Below are 21,012 nucleotides of genomic sequence, written 5' to 3'. Positions count from 1 at the left end.
CTATATAATCTGCTTGATATCAAGCAGTTTAGATACAATGTAAGTGGGGGCCTCAGGGTCTCCACTTTTTATTTCATAATCCCAACGGTTAAACAACAAAGCATCCATACCAGCATCCATTGCACCTTTTATATCAGTCTGCATATTATCACCTATCATCAGTGTCGATTCGGGATTTGCCCCCGTCTGCTTGAATGCATAATCAAAGAAAGCCGACGATGGCTTGTTGGCTCCAGCATCCTCACTCAGAACAATCGTATTAAAATAATCAAGCAATCCACACGCTGCCAATTTCTTATACTGCACCTCATGGAACCCGTTGCTTGTCATGTGCATTTTGTAACCTTTCTGATGCAGATAATCCATTAACTCATGTGCCCCTTCCACCACACCTGGCTTATTACTACAAAAATCCAAAAACCTATCGCTCATTTCCAGACATAGTTGCTCAGTCACCTCCATCTTTTCACTCACACTCAGCGGTCGGCGAAAACGTTCTACAATCAGGTAATCACGCGTTATCTCGCCTTTAGAATAACGCCCCCATAAGTCGATATTCGCCTCCCAATAAGCATCATAAAACACCTGTGGATTGTCGAAAAAACGCTCCAGATGATAAACCTCGAACGTTTCTTTCAGAGCTATCACCGAGTTACCATGCGTATCGTAGAGTGTATCGTCAAAGTCTACAAATAAATCATTATAATTCTTCATTATTTTGCTTTTTGCTTGCAAAAATACAAAAAAATAATCGTATCTTTGCACATAAAAAAGGAAAATGAAGAAGTTTGCAAATATCATCATATTATTTTCGCTGGTGTCTTTACATACATCAGCTGTCATTAACCGACGTTCTGTTGTTAATCGCAACAATCCTGTAATCACCGAGCACAGCGCCCTAACCTCTCTATCGGTTGGCAATGGACATTTGGTAACAACGGTAGATGTTACAGGACTGCAATCATACCCACAAGATTACAAGACGGGCATTCCTCTCAACACGATGAGTGATTGGGGATGGCATAGCTTTAATAATACCAAGCAGCTGCTGCCGTCAGAAAGCGAGAAAGCGTTTGATTATGGTCATGGTCATCAGGAGATTTATGCCGTTGAATACAAAAAGCCCGAAGACGGCCGCCATAAAGATGCAACAGAATACTTTAGAGTTAATCCCCATCGTTTGAATCTTGGCACAATCGGTTTGAGGCTCTTAGACAGCAAGGGGCAGAAAATCAAAATAGATCAGCTATCCGACATACATCAAGAACTAAAATTACTTGATGGAGAAATAGAATCATCATTCAAAGCCGGCGGTGAGGCCGTTAAGGTAACAACAGGTATTCACCCAGATAAGGATGCGCTCTATGCCCGCATAAGCAGTCACCTTTTGAAGGAACAACGTGCTTCGGTTAACATTTGTTTCTCCTATCCTACAGGAAAACATGCTGACGATGCCAATGATTGGAGCCAACCCGAAAAGCACCAATCCAGAATCATTGCACAGACAGGAAACTCAGCACTCATTGAGCGCACACTCGATGCCACGACCTACTATGTGCTACTGCAATGGGAAGGCAAGGCCAACATCGCTCAGTCAGACCGTCACTATTTTGTTCTTTCTACTACCAGTAATACGCTATCCTTCTCGGCTACATATTCAGAGCAGAAACCCGAAATTGCCAGCTACAAATATGAGCAATATCACAAGCAGACTTTACGCCATTGGAACAGATGGTGGAACGAAGGGGCTATCGTAGATTTCTCGGCTTGTACCGACTCTCGTGCCAAGGAACTTGAACGTCGTGTTGTGCTGTCGCAATATCTCACACAAATCAATTGTGCCAACAATATGCCGCCACAGGAGAGCGGACTTACCTATAACACATGGTTTGGCCGACCGCACCTCGAGATGACCTGGTGGCATGCAGTTGACTTTGCCCTTTGGAATCGCCCAGAGGTCATCGCCCAGATGCTGAAATGGTACAACCAAACAGCCTACCCCATAGCCAGGGAGATAGCTGAGCGACAGGGTTTCAAGGGAATACGCTGGATGAAGATGACCGACCCATGGGGAGGCGAAGCACCATCGAACACAGGCTCGTTCCTCATCTGGCAACAGCCGCACTATATCTACCTGGCCGAAGAAATGTATCGTGCTCATCCTACCAATGAGACGCTTAACGAATATGGCGAGCAAGTAGAAGCAACAGCTGAGTTCATGGCCGACTTTGTCACCTACGATGCAAAGAATGATCGGTATATCCTGAAAAGTGCCACAGCCATGCAGGAATCCATCACTAAAGACCTTGCTTACAACCAACCTTTCGAGCTGGCTTATTGGCGCTATGGGCTGACTGTAGCACAAAAGTGGCGTGAACGACAAGGGAAAGCACGGAACGAAACATGGGATGACATCATACAAAAGCTTTCTACGCTACCAGAGGTTAATGACATCTATACCGCAGGCATACCTGTAGGCGAAGATAAGCCACTCGAAGCATTCGACCCCTTTGATGCAACCAGCGGAAGCGTCCAGACATTTGCCGATAAGTGCCGCAACGACCACCCTGCCGTTTTAGGTGCATGCGGTCTTCTTCCATATACCTCTTTATATAATAAGGAGAAGATGAAGAACACCCTTGATTGGGTGATGCAAAATTGGAACTGGGCTACTACATGGGGCTGGGATTATGGGATGATAGCCATGACAGCAGCCCGCCTTGGAGATACAGAAACCGCATTAAAAGCCCTATTGATAGACACCCAGAAGAATACCTATCTGCCCAATGGACATAACTTCCAGACTGCCGACAGATTGCGTATCTATCTCCCAGGCAACGGTGCTTTACTTACCGCCGTTGCCATGATGTGTGCAGGCTGGGATGGCTGCACAGACGCTATCAACCCGGGATTCCCTAAAGACGGCAAATGGAACGTTCGATGGGAAGGACTCAAAATGATGCAGTAAAAACTCGAATCCGTAGATACAAAAAAATATCGCCACAACACGTATCTTGCAACGATATTTAAGTGATTTTTAGAATTATGTCTCCTCAATCAGCTTGCAGCTGTTGTAATGCTTCCCGATAGTTTGCTATTGGGGCCACCGTCAACGGGTGGCGGTTAGCAATGCAATAAGCCAGGCCTATCTGGCGGAATTCGTCAAGGAAGGCATCAAGATATGTATCATCTGCAAACCGCTGCATAAAACTAATACAGAACGTGCCGCCCACTGCACTCATCTCGATGGTGAGTGCATACGGCGTAAAGGCCTCTGTGTACATCTCGCTAACGTATTGTTCGGCAGCACCCATTTTAGCTTTGCCAACATAGCTGACACAGGTTGTGGTTGATGATGTTACTACACTGTAGGCTTGGGCCATTGCCTGATGGCGAGCCTCAATGGTAGGAATATTCTCGAACATGTCTTGTACATTCTGAGTTTTCCAGAAACCCTCAATAACGTTGTCATCGTTCGACTGTAGAGCCACCATACCTCGGAATATGGTCTGCTGCTTTTCAAGATCCATCCCCCGCATCTCATCGTAAAGGGTCAGGTGCAGCGCTGATGCAAGGGTTTGGCCGGCCTGCAGACAACCCAGGGCAGGACGCTGGTTGATAGCCAATACCACCATCGGCACTCCTTCCTTTAAGTCAGGATGCAGACGGGCAATGGCACGGGTAAGTAGCAGCGACACAAGCGTAGCAGGCGACGTATCACTTGAGGATACATACTTCATCATCTCTTGTTCTTCAACAAGGATGTTGACGGTTTCTGCCGTCTCTACTACCCTCGTCTTGGCCTGAGTGGTAAGGTCGATGCAGGACAGGCGTTCTGGAACGGGCAGCGGGGCTAAGTGCTCGGGCTTAGCCTGTGCTGCAGGGTCTTCCCATTCCTCAGGGTTGATCGTGTCGCCAGCCACACGAATGTTCGCCATCCTCATGCCGTCAGGTGTAAAGCGACGACAAGCATATTCATAAAGCAGGGTGCGTAGAATGTTGTAGGCTCCTGTGCCGTCGGTCAGACAGTGGAAGAAATCTATTGCGATGCAGTTGTCCCAATAGCAGAATGCCAACAGATGATTGTTCGACTCTGCGCCAATCAGTCTCACGGGTCTCTCTCCCTCACTGACCACCCAGGGCTCGCTGTTGTCTTCATACACGAAATATTCCTTGCCTTCAGCATCCTTCCTGATACCGAGCTTCACTTGATAGTATGGATATCTCTGGCGCGTTGACTCTACGGCCTGACGCAACAAATCACCATCAACGATGTTTCCCATTTTCAAGGTCATTCGTACTGTCCAACTCATCTGTTCGCCTGCCCATGTCAGGTAGAATCTTTCTGAAATCAGTTTCTTTTCTTTATTATAGTTCATCATCATAGTAAGATTACATCAGCACCAAAATATGCTTGACTCGCTTGCAAAGATAAGCAGAATATCTGATAACTCCAAATCTTAACAGGTAAAAAGTTAGAGCGATTGTTTAATGACACTGAAACTTTATTAGTTATTTCTCCAACTCCCAGCTATGTACACAAAAAGTACACAAAAAGAACCGTCCCTTCTGTGTATGGGACGGATGCCCTGCCACCACCACCCCCGGTTTCCCCCACGACGGTACCTGGAACGTACGATGGGAAGGCCTCAGAAGGATGCAATAATAACCACTGTATATGATTTCGTTAATTCGATTGCAAAGGTAATCATTTTTTATCAAATTACAAAATTACATCTCAGAATATTTATAAAAAAATGCACCAACTATTCATAATACACGTAAATAGCTTATTATCAATTGTTTAGTATATGAATAGTGCCTCATTCTCAGCATATAACTATTCATAAACGGCCGTTCAGACGTCATCTTGCACCTGTTCAATAGTCATTATCGCATTGAAGATGAGTCAGTTACGTAGTAGTAACTTTCGGAGTGACACTCTGTAACCGTGGGTGTGACATAGTGTCACTGCCGATGTGACGGTATGTAACCCATTTCTATCACTGTTGGAAACAGTCTTTTTGCTGCCATTTATTCACATCTGCTATGTCAAATAATATACATATTGTATCATCACTATGAATAGTGTATGAATAGTTGGCACCAACTATTCATAGTGTTAAAATGCTGATACTCAGCAATATAGAACGTTTTTATGAATAGTTGGCCGTTTTTTAATGGTTCTGCAATCATTTTATTGATTAAGGCGTGGCAAAGATATGCATTATTCTTGTTATCACCAAGAAAAAATTTTTTTGTGAGGTATAAGGTTGGTTGTGGTAAAAAAAAATCTCCAGCCGAATTCCCGACTGGAGACAATTGAATTTAGGTTTACATATCGTCGTAGGTATCGAGATAGGTAACATGGGTTACAAGGTATTCATCAACACCGTGCTTACCATCGGCACCACCAATACCTGATTTCTTAACACCTGCATGGAAGCCTTGGATGGCCTCGAAGTGCTCGCGGTTGACATAGGTCTCGCCAAACTCGAGCTCGCGACATGCCTTAACGGCAATATTCAAATCCTTGGTGAAGATAGACGAAGCCAAGCCATATTCACAGTCGTTGGCATACTTGATAGCCTCATCGATATCCGAGAACTCTACCAACGGAATAACAGGTCCGAAGGTCTCCTCATGGATGATATCCATATCCTGTGTGCAACCATCGAGTACGGTAGCAGCATAGAAGAAGCCCTTATCGCCCACACGATGACCACCACAAAGCAATTTAGCTCCCTGCTTAATGGCGCGTTCCACCTTCTCGGTTACACTCTCAAGGGCACGCTGCTCTACCAATGGACCCATATCTACACTCTCATCAGCACAAACATCGCCCACCTTTACCTTCGACATCTTATCTACAAGAATCTTGGTGAAAGCCTCTTTCACTTCCTTCTGAACATATACACGTTCGGCATTGTTACATATCTGACCGTTGTTACCAATACGGCTGTCAACAATCCACTGGGCAGCACGCTCCAAGTCGGCATCCTTCATCACGATAGCAGGAGCCTTACCTCCCAACTCAAGACTTACCTTGGTAATGTTCTTAGAGGCTGCAGCCATGATGCTCTCGCCTGCACCAACCGAACCTGTAACGCTGACGATATCAATCTTTGGCGAGCCAGCCATCTCGTTGCCGATTACACTACCCTTACCTGTTACGATGTTGATAACACCTGCAGGCAGACCAATCTCGTCTACAATCTTACCAAACTCAGTACAGTTCTCAGGAGTAAGCTGCGATGGCTTGATAACGATGGTACAACCAGCTATCAGAGCAGCACCTGCCTTACGGGCAATCAGGAAGAACGGGAAGTTCCAAGGCAGAATACCTGCTACAACGCCGATAGGTTTCTTGGTTAGTAGAATAGTCTCATTTGGACGATCGGAAGGAATTATCTCGCCTTCGATATGGCGGGCAAAGGTTGCCATATACTCGAAATAAGAGATAGTAGCGCCTACCTCGATAGAGGCCCATGTACGGGTTTTACCCTGCTCGCGCATGATAATCTCAGTAAACTCCTTCTCGCGTTTCTTGATACCCTCAGCCATCTTCAACAGATACTGGGCACGCTCGATAGCGGGTGTCTTAGCCCAAGCCTTCTGAGCTGCACGAGCTGCATCGAGAGCACGGTTCACATCCTCGATAGTACCTTCGGGCTGACGAGAGATGACTTCCTCGGTTGAGGGGTTCAACACGTTAATCCACTGACCGTTCGAACTCTCGCAGAACTGGCCGTTGATGTACATTTTTAAGTCTTTCATAAGCGTTTGTTTTTTAATTAAAAAAAAAGTTATTGGAATAAATCACATTATAGTCTTATTGCAAAGTTATGGACATCAGTCCTATCACCACATCATTCGAAAGCGTTCGCAATGTGAGTTGCTTTAATCGCTTGTCTGGATTGAGCGGCATCTCAAGCATCTGCCCAGCTCCACCTGGAATCTCGCGACCGTAATCACCATGCAGTTCTACCACGCTGCCCAAGTCGCGACTCACATCGCCTGTACTGAAACATACGCGATACGGTCGAGGTTCAGGTGCGCAGAAAGCTTTTCCATCTATATAGTAATCTTGCTCTATCGGGCACCAGTTATCAGGATTACGCAAGGCCAATGTATCAGTTGAGCCATCAGCATAGGTAACAACGATCAAGCCATTGTCTATCCTACTCTGCATGTGGTTAGTAGAGCCAGCCATCAACAGATAAGCTCGCGATGCCTTACCCTTCAATGGTATCACTACTGAATCGGGATAATTATCCCAAAGACTGGTATAGATGATATTGCGCCCCTTTGACGGGGTACGGAATGGGATACCTGCCATCTGGAAGATGCCTTTCGAAATCTTTGTACGGAAGACAGAGTCATTAATGTTGGCAGTCTTCTTAGGGTGGCACCATTCGCCAATGCCCTGAACAGGTATTTGAAGGGTTGTGGTTTGCGGGCGCGGACTCAGATATTTGTTCTTGAAAATATCGCTGACATTGCCGTTGAAAAACTTTTCAAGTTTTTGAGGATTATAAATCCCCTTATTATGCTTTGTTGTGGATTGCAAATCCGCAACAACAGATGCCTGTTGTCGGGAATTTGTAATTTCCGACGATTGATACGCGGATTTGTACTCCGCAATAACATCGTACTCAATCATTTGATGCTGTTCTGTGGAACCCTGTATATCACGCCAAGAGCCATTACCTGTGTTCTGGCGGAGGATAATCTGAAGCGGGCGCTTGAAGTTCTGGGTTATCTCCAAGCGGACTTTGTTACCCTCGCGCGTGTACCTATATTCTATATAAGGTGTCTTAATGCTGGCATTTTTCCAACCAGAAGGGAATCCCGGCCGAATGACACATGTGCCATATAAAGCCTGTGGAATAATACCAAAGAGACCTTGGATAAGCGTACGACTACTGATGCCGATGCAGTCGCCAAAGTCACGATAGCACTCACCTCGCGCAGCATCGTAATGACTGATCTGTCCAAAGTTAGCCGGACTCTGCCCATAGTACATCTGGTCTAGAATATTCGCTTTCATCAATCTATAGCCTTCATCATGTCGCCCTGCCTCAAAATAGGCCAGAGCGGTATGCATTACCTCAGCAGCAGCCACGTTATTAATACTCCACGAGTAAGGCATCCAGTTGCTGGTGGAGATAGTTTGATAACCCGACTTCTCCACATCGATATGAGGAATCATTCTATCAATATACTGTGTAGCCTGGTATGCTTGTTCAGGGGTACATGCTCCACAATCAATGGGGGTATAGATACTCCACACAGCCGGATGGTCGTGCGTACGTTTCAATCCCATTGCATCCTGATATTCAGCCCAAACGCTTTTATCAGTAAGCCATAGGCGTTGATTCATCGCCTGCTGAATAGCCTCAGCCTCATCGCGATAGGGTTTGGGATCTTCGCCTATGATTTCTGCGATTCTTGCAGCCAAGCGGTTGCCACGATAATTATAGGCAGAACTATGTGTAACAGCACCCCCGCTATAGTAAAGGGCATCGCTGGCCCATATACAGCAATAGGCATCGTACAGATGATCGCCATCAGAATCAAAATTACGCTTCTCCCATGCCAGATGGCGCGTCATCACAGGCCACATTTTGCGCATATATGCCGTATCAGCATCATACTGGAAATGCCACAACAACTCGTCGATATAGTTCAGGTTCATGTCGTAGTGGTGCATCTGGTCGTTACGCTCAGGATTTCTGCAGATGTAGCCATCGGAGTACATCTGAGTGCCCCATTTCTTCTCGGCACGTGCCATATTCAGGGCAGAATCCTGCGAAGGATGAGGAATCGTTGCAGGCACATCAGTTACCTGACTTTTAGCATAGGCATCAAAATGACTCGTAGCCCTATCGGTCCATCCCAGCACATCACCCAGATAACCAGCACGCCAACCTGCTAACGGCATACGCCAACCAATGCAGCCATGCAACCAAGTCTGTCCGTCCCAGTCGCCATCAGCCGCCAGCACGAGTGCACTTCCTAAGGTATTGATGAAAGGATCGGGCGTGTCGAATTGTATACGATTGGATAGATTCAGATAATAACTTTCTGCCTCGGCAAACTGCTTATGGCCTTCAGCATCTGGCATCGGAGATACCACATTTACATCGACTTTCATATAAGCCGACGCATCATCAAGCCTCACCTCAGCTGTCTGCAACACTTCGCCTTTGGGTTCCAATACCCCTGGTTTATCGGCACCAATGTCGCCATTACGATTCAACTTAGGTTGTGCTATCTCCGATACCAAGGCTTTCATCTTGGCACGTCCTTTCAGTTCGAACGAAGTGAACTCCCAAATGGCCGATTCACCATCGGGTAAGGCTATCACCCTGATATCCAACTGCGCCCCACCCCAGCCGTTTAACTGGTAGGTACGCATGCCCTGAAAGTATCGGGCAATGCAAGGTCTTATTTCTTCAAGCGGATAATCACGTCCATCAACTTCGATAACAAATCGAATATTTCTGTGATACCCTTTCTTTACAACGGCAAAGATTGGTCTGTCGGATGTTTCCAATCGCCAGTCGGTATGACTACCATATAGGGCACGCGTATAACGGTTGTTACCATTCACGCAAAAGAAATCTCCCCCCGCACCCGGCTCATATTGCAAGGTGCGAGGGGATATATTCCTGTTAGTCTGAGCTCCTGCGCCGATGGCGCAAAAGCAAACTAACAACATTAGCATTCTTCTCATTAGCAAGGACGCTTCTTAGGCAGATTAAATACATCCTGCACTTCCTTCATCTGCTCCTCAGTCATGCCATCGGGTTCTGAACCCATAGCTTTGGCACACATATAGATGTTGGCAGCCTTGCAGAGCACATCAGTCTGATCGAAGGCATCCATGATATCGGTACCAACAGCTACTGTACCATGCTTCTCCCACAGCACCACATCGTGGGTCTTAATCTGCTCGAGTGTAGCCTCGGCCAGACTAACCGACGAAGGCATAGCGTAAGGTACGATGCCAATGCCAAGTGGTGCAAAGGCCAATGTCTCAGGTATCATCGACCACAGCACGCGCGTCATCTCATCGCCTTTCAGGAAGCGCTGGATATGACTCATAGCCACCAACTCGATGGGATGAGTATGCAGAGTAGCCTTATAGCATGAGCCCGTCTCCAACAGATAGTTCTGCAATGCCAAGTGTGTAGGCAACTCTGATGTTGGCACTACATTCTCGTCAGCAATCACCTCGTAGCTGGCACAATCATCGCAGATACGGATAATCGAACCATTCTGCATGGGTTCTTTAGCCAGATCGCGCATACGCTTGCCAGTACCCTTGCAATAGAAATAGGTACCCTTAAGTTGTGGCAGAACCATACCTATCTGCTTAACTTCCGAGATAGCCTTCATAGCCTTGCACTCATCGTCCATAAACTCAGTCACGTTTACGGTAATGTTTCCACCGTTACGTTCTGCCCAACCTTTCTGCCACAGGTAACCTGTTACCTCAGCAATCTGATATACAACCGCCTTCAATCCCTCGCGGCCTTCCAATATACTTTTCATAATTATCAATTGTCAATTATCAATTATCAATTAAATAGTGTCTCCATAGCGCTCTTTTGTAATCTGATCGAGCGACTTTCCCCGGGTATTCGGCATACCTATCAAGCCAATTATCAGCGATGCTAACAGCAGTGCTATCATGCAATAAGCTGCCAGAGTGAATCCTTCGCCATTGTCGCCATAGATAAAGGTGAACACCAATCCCCAAACTGCCGACAGGCCACGAACGATAAAGAACATCAGTCCCTGGGCGCCAGCACGGAACTTAGCAGGGAACAATTCAGAACCCCACAAGGCGTAGAACACCTGTACCGAACTACCGTTGTTTACACCCCAAAGGATGGTAAACAGCCAGATGCCAGCAATGGTAGACACACCGCCGCCAACAATCAGGATCCAGGCAGTTAAAGCTGCTGCAAGTCCGAAAACATAGAAGAAGCGATGAGCCACCTTGTCAACATAGAACGAGATGATGAAAGTGGTTACTACAACAAACACCCAGCTCACACAACTCAGCATGTTTGCCATCTCGTTGCTCAGTCCGCCTGCCGTCTCGTAAACGTGTGGCATAAAGAATCCCATCACACTTGCCACCAAATTCCAGGTAAGGTAGATAGCAGCAAGGAAAGCAACTGTCTTAACAGCAATCTTGTTGGTGAACAACAGCTTGATATTATCTACAATGCCGTTATTATCCTTGGCTTTATTGGCAGTATATTCAGCACTCTCTTCCAACTGGCGCTGCAGGTTCCAAGCAATGAAAGCCACGATAAACAGGGTTGCAAAAACAACGCGCGAGCTAAACACCTCTACAGCTGTCTGAGCAGCATCAGCACCTACAATAGCATGAGCCAACACCTCTACAGGACCATAAAGATAACCGCCAGGAGCAAACAACATACCAAAAAGCAGAATGACCATAGGACCGATACCCCACGACATCTGCGAGATACAGATGTTTCGTCCGCGATTGTTAACCTCGGAACTCTCAGAGATATAAGTCCACGATGCAGGCACACCGATACCTACCGAGATACCTGTAACCAGAAATCCTGCCAGCAACATAGGGAAATTCATGCTCAACATAATAATGAGCACACCTGTCATATAAACCAACAGATTGTAAGTAAAGATAAACTTACGTCCGAATTTATCTGCCAGGAATCCACCAATGATAGCACCGATGGCAGCACCCAGGGCATTGGCACTCAGGGCGTTAAGCCAACCCAGATGCATCTCAGACAGTCCCAGGTAGTTCTGCCACAGGGTTACACCACTGGCACCAGCCACAATGGCACCGGCATCAAGATAATTATTCAGAGACACCGCCAGTGTACTCTTTAAAGAACCAGAATTAGCCATTTTCTTAATTCTTAACTCCTAATTCTTAATTAACGACAAACGACGTCACACTCGATGTTGAATATCTTAGCCACCTTCAGGATGGTATCGATATGATGACCTACTGCAGCAGCCATGTGGTGTGTAGGACCTGCCTCGCTCCACTTGTTTACAAACTCACGACAGCTCAGAGAGAACTTAGTACGCATGTTGGTATCACCGAAGGTAAAGATAGGACCATCCTCGTTCACACCCTCAGCTACCACAAACTTAAACACGCCGTTCTTATCCTGAGTAATTGCCAAATAGGTAACAGGACCCGTTGGAGGATAGAACTGGGTGAGATAACCACCACCAGCCTTTCCATGGAACACGGGCACAATCTTCATAGTTGGCTTCTTGGCCTGAGAGATGTCAAAGTCGCCAGAACCAGAGTGACCGATGATGCAGATATCCTTAGGGAAGTCGATGCTGTACATCTCAGCCAGTGTACCTGTACCACTGATAGTCTTCAGTATTGACATGGCCATAGCCACCTTCATATCGCCCTCAACGGCACAAGCGGTATGCTGCTTAATCAGCATGGAGAAAGCAGGAATCAACATAGAGTCCAGCTTACCAGCCACACCCTGAGCAAAGCCGTCGTAGTGCGATGCAATCATACCCAGTTTCTCGTCCTTAACCCACTGTTCGAAGGCTACAACATACTTAGCCATATCCCAGACCTTCTCTACAGTACCGCCACCCTCAATATCGAAGGTTGCAAGAATATCCTCAGCCTTAGCACGGATAGCTGCCTCATCAGTAATATCATCAGCGATGGCCCACATCTTTTCCCAATCGAACTGCTTGGTATATACGAACATACGGTGATAAAGGTTGGTCTCATCGATATAGAGATCCATCATACCAGGATAAGGACGTCCAATCTGTGCGATGTTGGTATCACGGAAACGGCGACGCACCTGGGCGGCACGACACCAGTCTTCTATCTCTGCCTGAACACCAGGATCGCCACCCTCGACAACACCTGTAATCACAGCCGAACGCTTGCCGGCACGATTCAGGTCGGCTACCATCTCGCCGATGGCACCGCAGGCATAGAGTTCACCAAGCCATGTTGGGATATCGGTCTTGGCATAATCAGGAGCCAGTTTTTTCTGCAGGTTCACGATCACAACAGGTACATCGAGATCGCGGACGGCAGGCAACATATTATAAGATGTGCAATAAGTCAGCATCTGCAGAATCACGAGGTCTACATCTGCGGCACGGAACTTATCGCCTGCAGCCATCGATTGCTCTTTGCTGGTTACCATACCGCCATCGATGATATCGATGGTGTCGGGCAGTGTCTTCTTAAATGCTTCATACTGTGCCTCAAACTCAGGAACAAGCTGAGGGAACTGTGGCAGATATGCCTGTAGGGCAATACTGAATACGCCTACTTTTGCTTTAGTTTCAACTAATGGTTTTGCCATAATTTTGTTTATTTCTTATTTATTATCAGTTATTCTCAAATATTTCTCATAAGCCTCATCCCATATAGCCTTATCGGTAGGCTCATATTTCACCAGATCAAGACTATTGGCAATGATGCGGCGCATCTCCCATATATCTTTAACCATACCGGCAGCCTTGGCTTGCAGCATGATGTTGCCGATGGCGGTACCTTCCTGCGGACCAGCTAATACGGTAGCACCAGTGGCATTGGCAGTAAACTGGTTCAGATATTTATTCAGGCTACCACCGCCAATTACGTGCAGCACATCCAGATTAAATGATGAGCGTTCAGCTCCGCTACTTGGCTTGTCCAAGAACTCCTGTAGCCATCCGAACACCTGACGATAGCGCAGAGCTAACGAGTCAAAGATACAACGGCAGATTTCGGCGGGTGTCTCAGGCACGGGCTGATTGGTTTCACGACAATACTGTTGGATGGCACCAATCATTGATGTTGGCGATGCAAACACTTGGTCGTCGGGATTGATAATAGAGCGAAATGCCTCTACCTGCATGGCCGAACCTTGCAGCTCGGGGTGCGACAACTTTCGAACCTCCTCGGGCCACTCTAATCGGCAACGCTCGTAGAGCCACATGCCACAGATATTCTTCAGGAATCGCGTTGTCCCCTCTACACCACCCTCGTTGGTAAAGTTGCGCTCATAGCTCAGGTCGTTAATGATGGCATCCTTGGTCTCGATACCCATCAGGCTCCATGTACCACTCGACAGATAAGCAAAATGCTCGTTCTTAGCAGGCACGGCAGCCACTGCCGAACCTGTATCGTGACCTGCCACAGCAATAACAGGCACAGCTCCAAGTCCGGTAAGTTCCTGCACTTCCTTAGTCAGCACACCTATCTGTGTTCCAGGCATCACCATACGTCCGAACTTGGAGCGGTCGAGCCCTAACGATGCCAGCAACTGTTCATCAAGTTGCTTGGTACGTGGGTCGAGCAGCTGCGATGTCGATGCGATGGTATATTCACACACCTCCTCGCCAGTAAGCATCCAACTCAGTGCATCGGGTACAAACAGTATTTTCTTGGCGTGGTTAAACGCGCTGTTATCCTCCTTCCTCATGGCGTAGAGCTGGAACAAGGAGTTGAAGAACATAAACTGTATACCTGTCACGTTATATACGTCTTTCTTCGAAAAGACATTCTTCAGATAATCATCCATGGCCTCAAAGGTGACGGGGTCACGGTATGCACGGGGGTTGCGGAGAATGGCATTATCATCACCGATGAACACGAAATCCACGCCCCAGGTGTCGATACCAATCGAGGTTATCTTCAACCCTCGACGGGCCACCTCTTTCAGACCTTTGATGATTTCAAAGTAAAGTGCAAAGATATCCCAGTAGTAGTGACCGCCCTGCACAATCAGATTATTGGGGAAACGTGTTATCTCCTCCAGCTCAAATTTATTGTCGGCAATCCTGCCTATAATGGTTCTTCCGCTTGTAGCTCCTAAATCTACTGCAAAATAATATTCTCCGTTATTATTCATAAACTATATGTTGTAATTGTTCGTTTGATATGGGGTTCTTGCCAAATGTTAATGGTTTTCCGTCGATAATGAAGTCTGTCAGCTCATACTTATCCGATGTCTTCACGTCGTACTGTGTCTCGGCATCTACCTGAATGTTACGCATCATGATGTTGTTACATCTGGAAACAGGCATATCTTCTCGCTGTTCAGGTTTAAAGAACTGCGTCCATGGATGGATAAAGAGGAAACGCTTACAGTGGCCCGTTATGTTCTCTACCAACACATATTCGTAATGCTGAGGTGTATCTGGTCTCATCTTCAGCCACAACACGCGGTCGGCACGTTCCGAATAACAGTTACGCAGAATGATATTCCTATCGTGCAGCGATTCCGAGCCTAAGGTCAGACAGCCATGCACCTTACCGTATCGGCAGTTCTGGATCAATATGCGCTCACAATTACCATTCGTCTCGTCTTTGTCGGCCCAAGTGCCCTTACCACCTTTCAGCACCACCGCATCATCGTTCACATGCATAAAACAGCCGTTGATGAGCACATCGCTACAAGCGTCGATGTCGATGGCATCCGACGAGGGGGCGCCACGCTTGGGGTCGGGAGCCCAGATTTTCTCGGTTGGAGCAAAGATATAGCAATCCAGATAGCGCACATGATTGCTCTTATAGACATGATTGGTCCAAAATGGCGAATTGACGAGATGCACATCCTGAATGGTAACGTTCTTTGAATTCGAGATATACGTCAGTCGTGGGCGCTGCGCATCCTTATTGGTGCACTGCGGGTTCCACTTACGGCGAATCCAGAACTCCTGCCAGAAGTTCAGTCCGTTACCATCGATAGTGCCTTTACCGCTGATACTGAATCCATCCACCCCATCGGCATTCACCAAAGCGGGGAAATAGTTACAGGTTTCACCCTCAATACGTGTCAGCATGATGGGGAAATCGGCTATACGGTCTGAACCTTTCAGACGGCCGATGACATGCAGATGTGTACCCTGCTTAAAGAAGATGGCACCCGTCATGTAGGTCCCTTCTGGAATCACCACCACACCACCGCCATCCTGAGCAGCACGGTCTATCACACGCTGGATAGCTGCCGTCTGCACGATGGTCGAATCGTTCTTCACGCCGTAATCGGTTATCACATACTGCTTACCCAACTTGGCCACATCCACCTTCGTTGTATCCTTGAACCAGGCATCCATTACCGAATTGTCTGGCCATACATCTACTACAGCTTTCTTTTTCGGTCTGGCAACTCCTGACATAGCCATTGCCACCGATAAAAACAGCACAAAAAATCTTCTCATGACTCGTTTATATTCTTTATATCAGTAATTTGTTTTAACTGCGCACAAAATTACTATTATTTTCTATATATAACGATAAAAATTGTCCGAAAAGGTAAGAAATCGTACGATATTTACGATTTCTCACCTATTTTTTATCACATCACTTTCGGTTTCAGCTCGTCAGGGCTCTCTTTAGTAAACATATCCACACGTGGTGCATCCTGCTCAAACAGATGTCTGATCACATCAGCTTCAAGGCTGATGGCAGGCTTGAAGTCGGCCGATGCCATGTACTTCATGATGCTGTATCGCAGTTGGCGAGCCACTGGGCGATGTTCCAGACTACTGCTGATGTCCATCGTCGTCATCAGCAATCGCCCATTCAGCACACGGGCTTCAATCAGCATTCCCAGTTTACGCGAAACGTGCCATGTATCTATAGGCTGAACGATGGGCTGATAGTCGTGGGGGAATTCAGCCAGATTCATCACCTGGGCTCTATTCGTCAGCTCCCACCAATTCAGGTTCTGCCAATCGTCGGTTGGAAAATCGCGGAACACAGGATGGGTGTTCTGGATATAAGCACCCGTTGTATGCGGCGGGCGCATCTTGAACCACGAGGTATTCCAGAATACGGGCAGAAAGGTATGCTTCACGTCGTTTCCATAACGAATCTTTCCTGCGGCCGTCAACAGCACGTCGCCACCATCTTCCAGCACCTTCAGCGCCTTGGCATCCAACGTATCTGTTTCATACACTTTTGCTGCAACTGCAGGCTGCTGGGGATACACCCAGAAATCCCAATGGTTGAAGGCCTTACCGCCAATAGCCACTTCCAGTGTCAGCTTCGTGGGTTTTTCATATTGGGCCAGCGAAAGGCTTACTGTTCCTAATTCGGTATTCTTACCCAGCTGAATGGAACTTACAGGAAAGGTTCCTGTGTGCTCAGCTATCCTCCATGTCACCCGTGCATCGTCCAGTTCGCTTTCCGAAGCATTATAAACCTCTACCGGCACCTGCAACGTCTCATGGTTTGTATACACAAACTTGGGGAACTTGGCCAGAGGCACTACTGGGGCACAGAACTGCTTCCACTCATCGCTGGTGCAGTAGCCCTTTTCATTCCAATGCACATTCAGCACACCTACTAAGGCCGTACCCTGCCCCGAATAATCGTTAAGGCCCAACAGCTGGAAACCGGCATAATCCTTAGTACGCAGGTTGCGCTCTATCTCATATTTATAGGCCAAAACCTGCAGATGTCCACTGGCCATTAGAAACTTCTCTGCCTGTGATGCCATTCCGTTATCACGGAGCAAGTCGCTGAATATCTCAAAATTGCCCGGCTTATAGGCACCTGTATATTGTGATATCTCTTTAAAATCAGGAAATGCACACCATTGTCCCTGTTCGTGGGCGATGATGGGGGCGTGATTAGGCTCGCTACCCTTATAGTTACGCGGATAGAGCAACTGCTGATAGTAGTCGTCATCACTATGGGGGGCATGCTTATCCCAATCCAAGCCGCGGGCGCCAGCTTTCACATGATATTCCGAGCCATCGTCCCAAGCCCAACCGCCACCTACCGATGCGCCGCAATAAATACGCGTAGGGTCGTAGGCTTTCATCTGCTTCACCCAGTCGTTGCAATATGCCACCCAGTTGCCGGCTGGCTCATTGCCCGCAGCCATCATGCAGAACGATGGATGATGACCGTAGGTGTCTATCATACGGCGACCTTCGTCCAGCAGATATTGGTCGATAGCCATACCGCTACGTAGCTTCACCCCATGATTAGGCCACGACGGGCCCTCTATCTGGAAATAGATGCCCAAGCGGTCGGCCACATTAAAGGCTGCTTCAGGCGGACAATAAGAGTGGAAGCGGATGTGATTGATACCGTATTCCTTACACTTGACCAACACACGCTCCCACGAAGCCTCATCGGTAGGGGGATAGCCCGTCTCGGGGAAACAGCAGTTGCCCACCGTACCTCGCATCCATACCTGATGGTTATTAACGAGAATCTTGCTACCCTCTACACCAATGGTTCGCAAACCAAAGGTCACACATACAGGCATACCCTTATATTTAACGGTACGCGTGTAAAGCTGCGGGTGGAACTCATCCCACAGCAGCGTATCGGCTCCTAATGGCAAATGGTATGTAGCCTCGTTGATGATGATGTCAACGGTATGGTTGTCCAAATGAGGCACCACACGTTTGCGCCAGATGACCGGCCCTTGTTGCAACTCTATGCGCCCTACGATACCGTTCCAGTTACCTTGTGTCTGGTCGGTCACGCTATGCGAATCCTGTCCCACGCACACGTTTTCGATACCGTTATACACCTGTATGCGTATCTGGTTTTCCTTTCCATATATTATATAAGGTGTAATATCGTAAGCATGCGGCACCGAGAGCGACATCTGGTGCCCCACCTCATGGTTGTTCACATAAACCGTAGTTTCAATATGCGGGCGCTCCAGATACAGCGTTACCTGCTTTTTCTTCCATGCCTTGGGCACCATCACCGTGCGCTCATACCAAGCATTGCCCACATAATGGCGATGGGGCGTCAAGAAGAAGGGGAACTTCATCTCGCCGGCCTTGCGATACTTAGCCATATAGGGGTTGAAATAGAAGCTGGAGTCGTAGAGAGAACCCGTCCACTTGGTGTCCACCGTCACTTGGTCGCCCTTGCCGTTAGTCAGCATCGAGCCGGGCAGTTTCACCACCCCACTCTCGCGCTCGCTACGGAACTGCCACTCGCCACTCAGGTCAATATGCTGTTGTGCCAACACCGATAGTGCCGACATCAGCCAACAGCTTAACAACAATCGTCTCATATCAATCAAGATGGAACACCTCCTGAAGCGGTATGGTTACAGGCGAGTTATCAGGGTTCACATCCATGATGTCGGCCATCATGTCCCACCATTTCTGGGTGATCGGATCTACGTTCTCGGTATCCTGCGAATTTCCTTCGCCCTCACACTCCTGATAACCAAACAGAATATTGGTTTCCTTGTCCCAGTAGATGCTGTAGTTGCTCACGCCCCCATCCTTAATCATCTTAACCAGCTCTGGCCAGATGGCTGCATGACGCTTCTCGTATTCTTTCTCGCAACCGGGTTTCAGTTGCATCTTAAATGCAAATCTCTTCATCGTTTTTAAGTTATTATTTCTTCAAATAGTTTGCTAATGCACTCTTATTGGCTCTCAGCCCTTGGGCCACACACTTGGCGTTGGTCTTGGCTCCAAGCAGCGATGTATGGGTATGGTCGCGCTTATAATACTTCTCTGCCTTGGCCTTGCTGCCGCACTTCTTGTCCAGATAGTCGGCTGCCAGGTTATGCAGATCCACAAACTCCACACCCGTTTTCTTCACCACTTGGCGATACCACTTGCCATACGAATCGTTGCGGCGCTCAATCTTGCCGTTTTCCCACTCGTTTCTTGGGGTTAGCGAAACCAGAACAGGTGTTGCCCCCTTCTCGCGAACGTCCTGAATAAACTTCTTCAAATACCAACCAAACGAGTATACCACCTCGTAGCCGCCCTTATCCAACTGATACACATGACAAGTATCATCGGCTGTGGCAATAGCACCGCGATATTTGGGCTTTTCAATCGGACTTATGTCATTATGTCCGAACTGTATCAGCACAAAGTCACCCGGCTGCAACGAGTTGTAAACCTTCTCCCAACGGCCCTCGTTCAGATAGCTTCGGCAGCTGCGACCAGCCATGGCTGCATTCACAATGCTTATCTTGCTCTCGTCGAATACGGTGTTAGCCACAGCTCCCCAGCCCCACATACCGTCTTTGTCTTTATCCTCGTTCTTAACGGTACTGTCGCCGGTAAAAAACACCACAGGCTTGCCCCCGGTACGGTCGGCCTGCCACGTAGATGGCTCCACATTCCGCATCATGGCTTTCAGCGGATTCAGCGCGGGGTTATGACTCGCCATCAGCCCCTCGGCTGCCGAACGGGCATTCATCATAGCGCCGAAACGGCTGGTGTGAATCTTATCAAGGAAAAAGTGGTAATCCGTCTTCCATGCACCATAGCTATCCAGTTTCTGTCCTGATATCTCATTCAGATCGATAAACGGCACACCCTCCTCAGCAGCTACCTTCATCAGCCACAGAGTATGTGGCTTGCGTATTATCTTGCCATTCTCATCGTAGGCATTACGCGGTGTGAGCGACATCAGTATCGGGTTACCGCCCTGCTCCCTCACATCGTTGATATACTTGCGCATATAACCGCCATAGGTATAAACGGTCTCTTGCTCACCGGTCTCTTTGATGGTTACGTTGAGTGTCTCATCACCTACACCAGGAATACTGGCTCTGGCTCGCCCCTCGTCGTAGGGGCCGTTGTCGTTATGACCTATAGAAATAATCACCCAGTCGCCTGGACGGATGGCCTGTTTGACAGGCTGCCACAGCTTATTATAAAAGGTACGACTGCTCATACCTCCAAGCGCCTGATTCTCAACCGTTATCTTTGCAGGGTCAAAATACTCATGGGCGTAATATCCCCAGCCCCACTGACCGTTATTTCCATTTCCCATGGTACCGGTACGCATAGTTGAATTTCCTATCAAGAACAACACAGGGTTGTGACCCACTCTGCTCGATCCCGGAACAGGTCGTGCCGTCATTGCTTTGGCTATACTGTCGGGGGTATTATCTATAACACCGTTCACGTCTTTTGGCGCTTCGGCCACCTGAGCCTGTGCAGTCAGTACCGAGGCTGCCAATAATAAAAATATCAGTCTTTTCATTTCTACCT

The 21,012-nt window shown here is 47.7% G+C and carries 13 protein-coding genes; 1 reads left to right on the top strand and 12 read right to left on the bottom strand.

Translation table 11 applies throughout. The features are described 5' to 3' along the window. Positions 1-714: a YjjG family noncanonical pyrimidine nucleotidase gene (locus BUB86_RS04310; protein WP_073206041.1), complete on the bottom strand. Its 714-nt coding sequence runs from the start codon at positions 712-714 to the stop codon at positions 1-3. 64 nt (positions 715-778) lie between these two features. Between BUB86_RS04310 and BUB86_RS04305 the strand changes: the two genes are divergently transcribed. Then, the gene (locus tag BUB86_RS04305) at positions 779-2,968 is read left to right on the top strand and encodes a hypothetical protein (RefSeq protein WP_073206038.1); all 2,190 of its coding nucleotides are present in this window, start codon (positions 779-781) and stop codon (positions 2,966-2,968) included. Positions 2,969-3,053: 85 nt separating this feature from the next. On the opposite strand, the gene BUB86_RS04300 is transcribed toward BUB86_RS04305, so the two are convergent. From BUB86_RS04300 to BUB86_RS04250, 11 genes are all read right to left on the bottom strand, one after another. Then, complete coding sequence (locus tag BUB86_RS04300; protein WP_139261405.1) at positions 3,054-4,379, bottom strand: hypothetical protein; 1,326 nt, start codon at positions 4,377-4,379, stop codon at positions 3,054-3,056. Positions 4,380-5,334: 955 nt separating this feature from the next. Then, positions 5,335-6,777, bottom strand: coding sequence for an aldehyde dehydrogenase (gene aldA, locus BUB86_RS04295; protein ID WP_073206032.1), 1,443 nt, complete (start codon positions 6,775-6,777; stop codon positions 5,335-5,337). Positions 6,778-6,832: 55 nt separating this feature from the next. Next, positions 6,833-9,739: a DUF4450 domain-containing protein gene (locus tag BUB86_RS04290; protein ID WP_073206029.1), complete on the bottom strand. Its 2,907-nt coding sequence runs from the start codon at positions 9,737-9,739 to the stop codon at positions 6,833-6,835. Next, positions 9,739-10,560 (bottom strand): rhamnulose-1-phosphate aldolase, encoded by an 822-nt coding sequence (rhaD, locus tag BUB86_RS04285; RefSeq protein WP_073206026.1) that lies wholly within the window; start codon positions 10,558-10,560, stop codon positions 9,739-9,741. The genes BUB86_RS04290 and rhaD overlap by 1 nt, the downstream gene beginning before the upstream one ends. 30 nt (positions 10,561-10,590) lie before the next feature. After that, entirely contained in the window at positions 10,591-11,922 is a 1,332-nt protein-coding gene (locus BUB86_RS04280) for an MFS transporter (RefSeq protein ID WP_073206023.1), read from the bottom strand. Between the two features lie 29 nt (positions 11,923-11,951). After that, on the bottom strand, positions 11,952-13,382 hold the full coding sequence (locus BUB86_RS04275; protein ID WP_073206020.1) for an arabinose isomerase: 1,431 nt from the start codon (positions 13,380-13,382) through the stop codon (positions 11,952-11,954). A 15-nt stretch (positions 13,383-13,397) separates the two neighbouring features. Next, positions 13,398-14,915: a rhamnulokinase gene (locus tag BUB86_RS04270; protein WP_073206017.1), complete on the bottom strand. Its 1,518-nt coding sequence runs from the start codon at positions 14,913-14,915 to the stop codon at positions 13,398-13,400. After that, positions 14,908-16,227 carry a glycoside hydrolase family 28 protein gene (locus BUB86_RS04265; RefSeq protein ID WP_081373092.1) on the bottom strand — a complete coding sequence of 440 codons (1,320 nt, stop codon included), beginning with the start codon at positions 16,225-16,227 and terminating at the stop codon, positions 14,908-14,910. The genes BUB86_RS04270 and BUB86_RS04265 overlap by 8 nt, the downstream gene beginning before the upstream one ends. Before the next feature lie 137 nt (positions 16,228-16,364). Then, on the bottom strand, positions 16,365-19,058 hold the full coding sequence (locus BUB86_RS04260; RefSeq protein WP_073206014.1) for a sugar-binding domain-containing protein: 2,694 nt from the start codon (positions 19,056-19,058) through the stop codon (positions 16,365-16,367). 1 nt (position 19,059) lies between these two features. Further along, positions 19,060-19,377: an L-rhamnose mutarotase gene (rhaM, locus tag BUB86_RS04255; protein WP_073206012.1), complete on the bottom strand. Its 318-nt coding sequence runs from the start codon at positions 19,375-19,377 to the stop codon at positions 19,060-19,062. Between the two features lie 13 nt (positions 19,378-19,390). Then, complete coding sequence (locus BUB86_RS04250; protein ID WP_073206009.1) at positions 19,391-21,004, bottom strand: rhamnogalacturonan acetylesterase; 1,614 nt, start codon at positions 21,002-21,004, stop codon at positions 19,391-19,393. Between the last annotated feature and the right edge of the window lie 8 nt (positions 21,005-21,012).

It is taken from the genome of Xylanibacter ruminicola (assembly GCF_900142525.1).
GTDB classification, from domain to species: domain Bacteria; phylum Bacteroidota; class Bacteroidia; order Bacteroidales; family Bacteroidaceae; genus Prevotella; species Prevotella ruminicola_A.
This window is presented reverse-complemented; position numbering and strand designations above follow the sequence as displayed.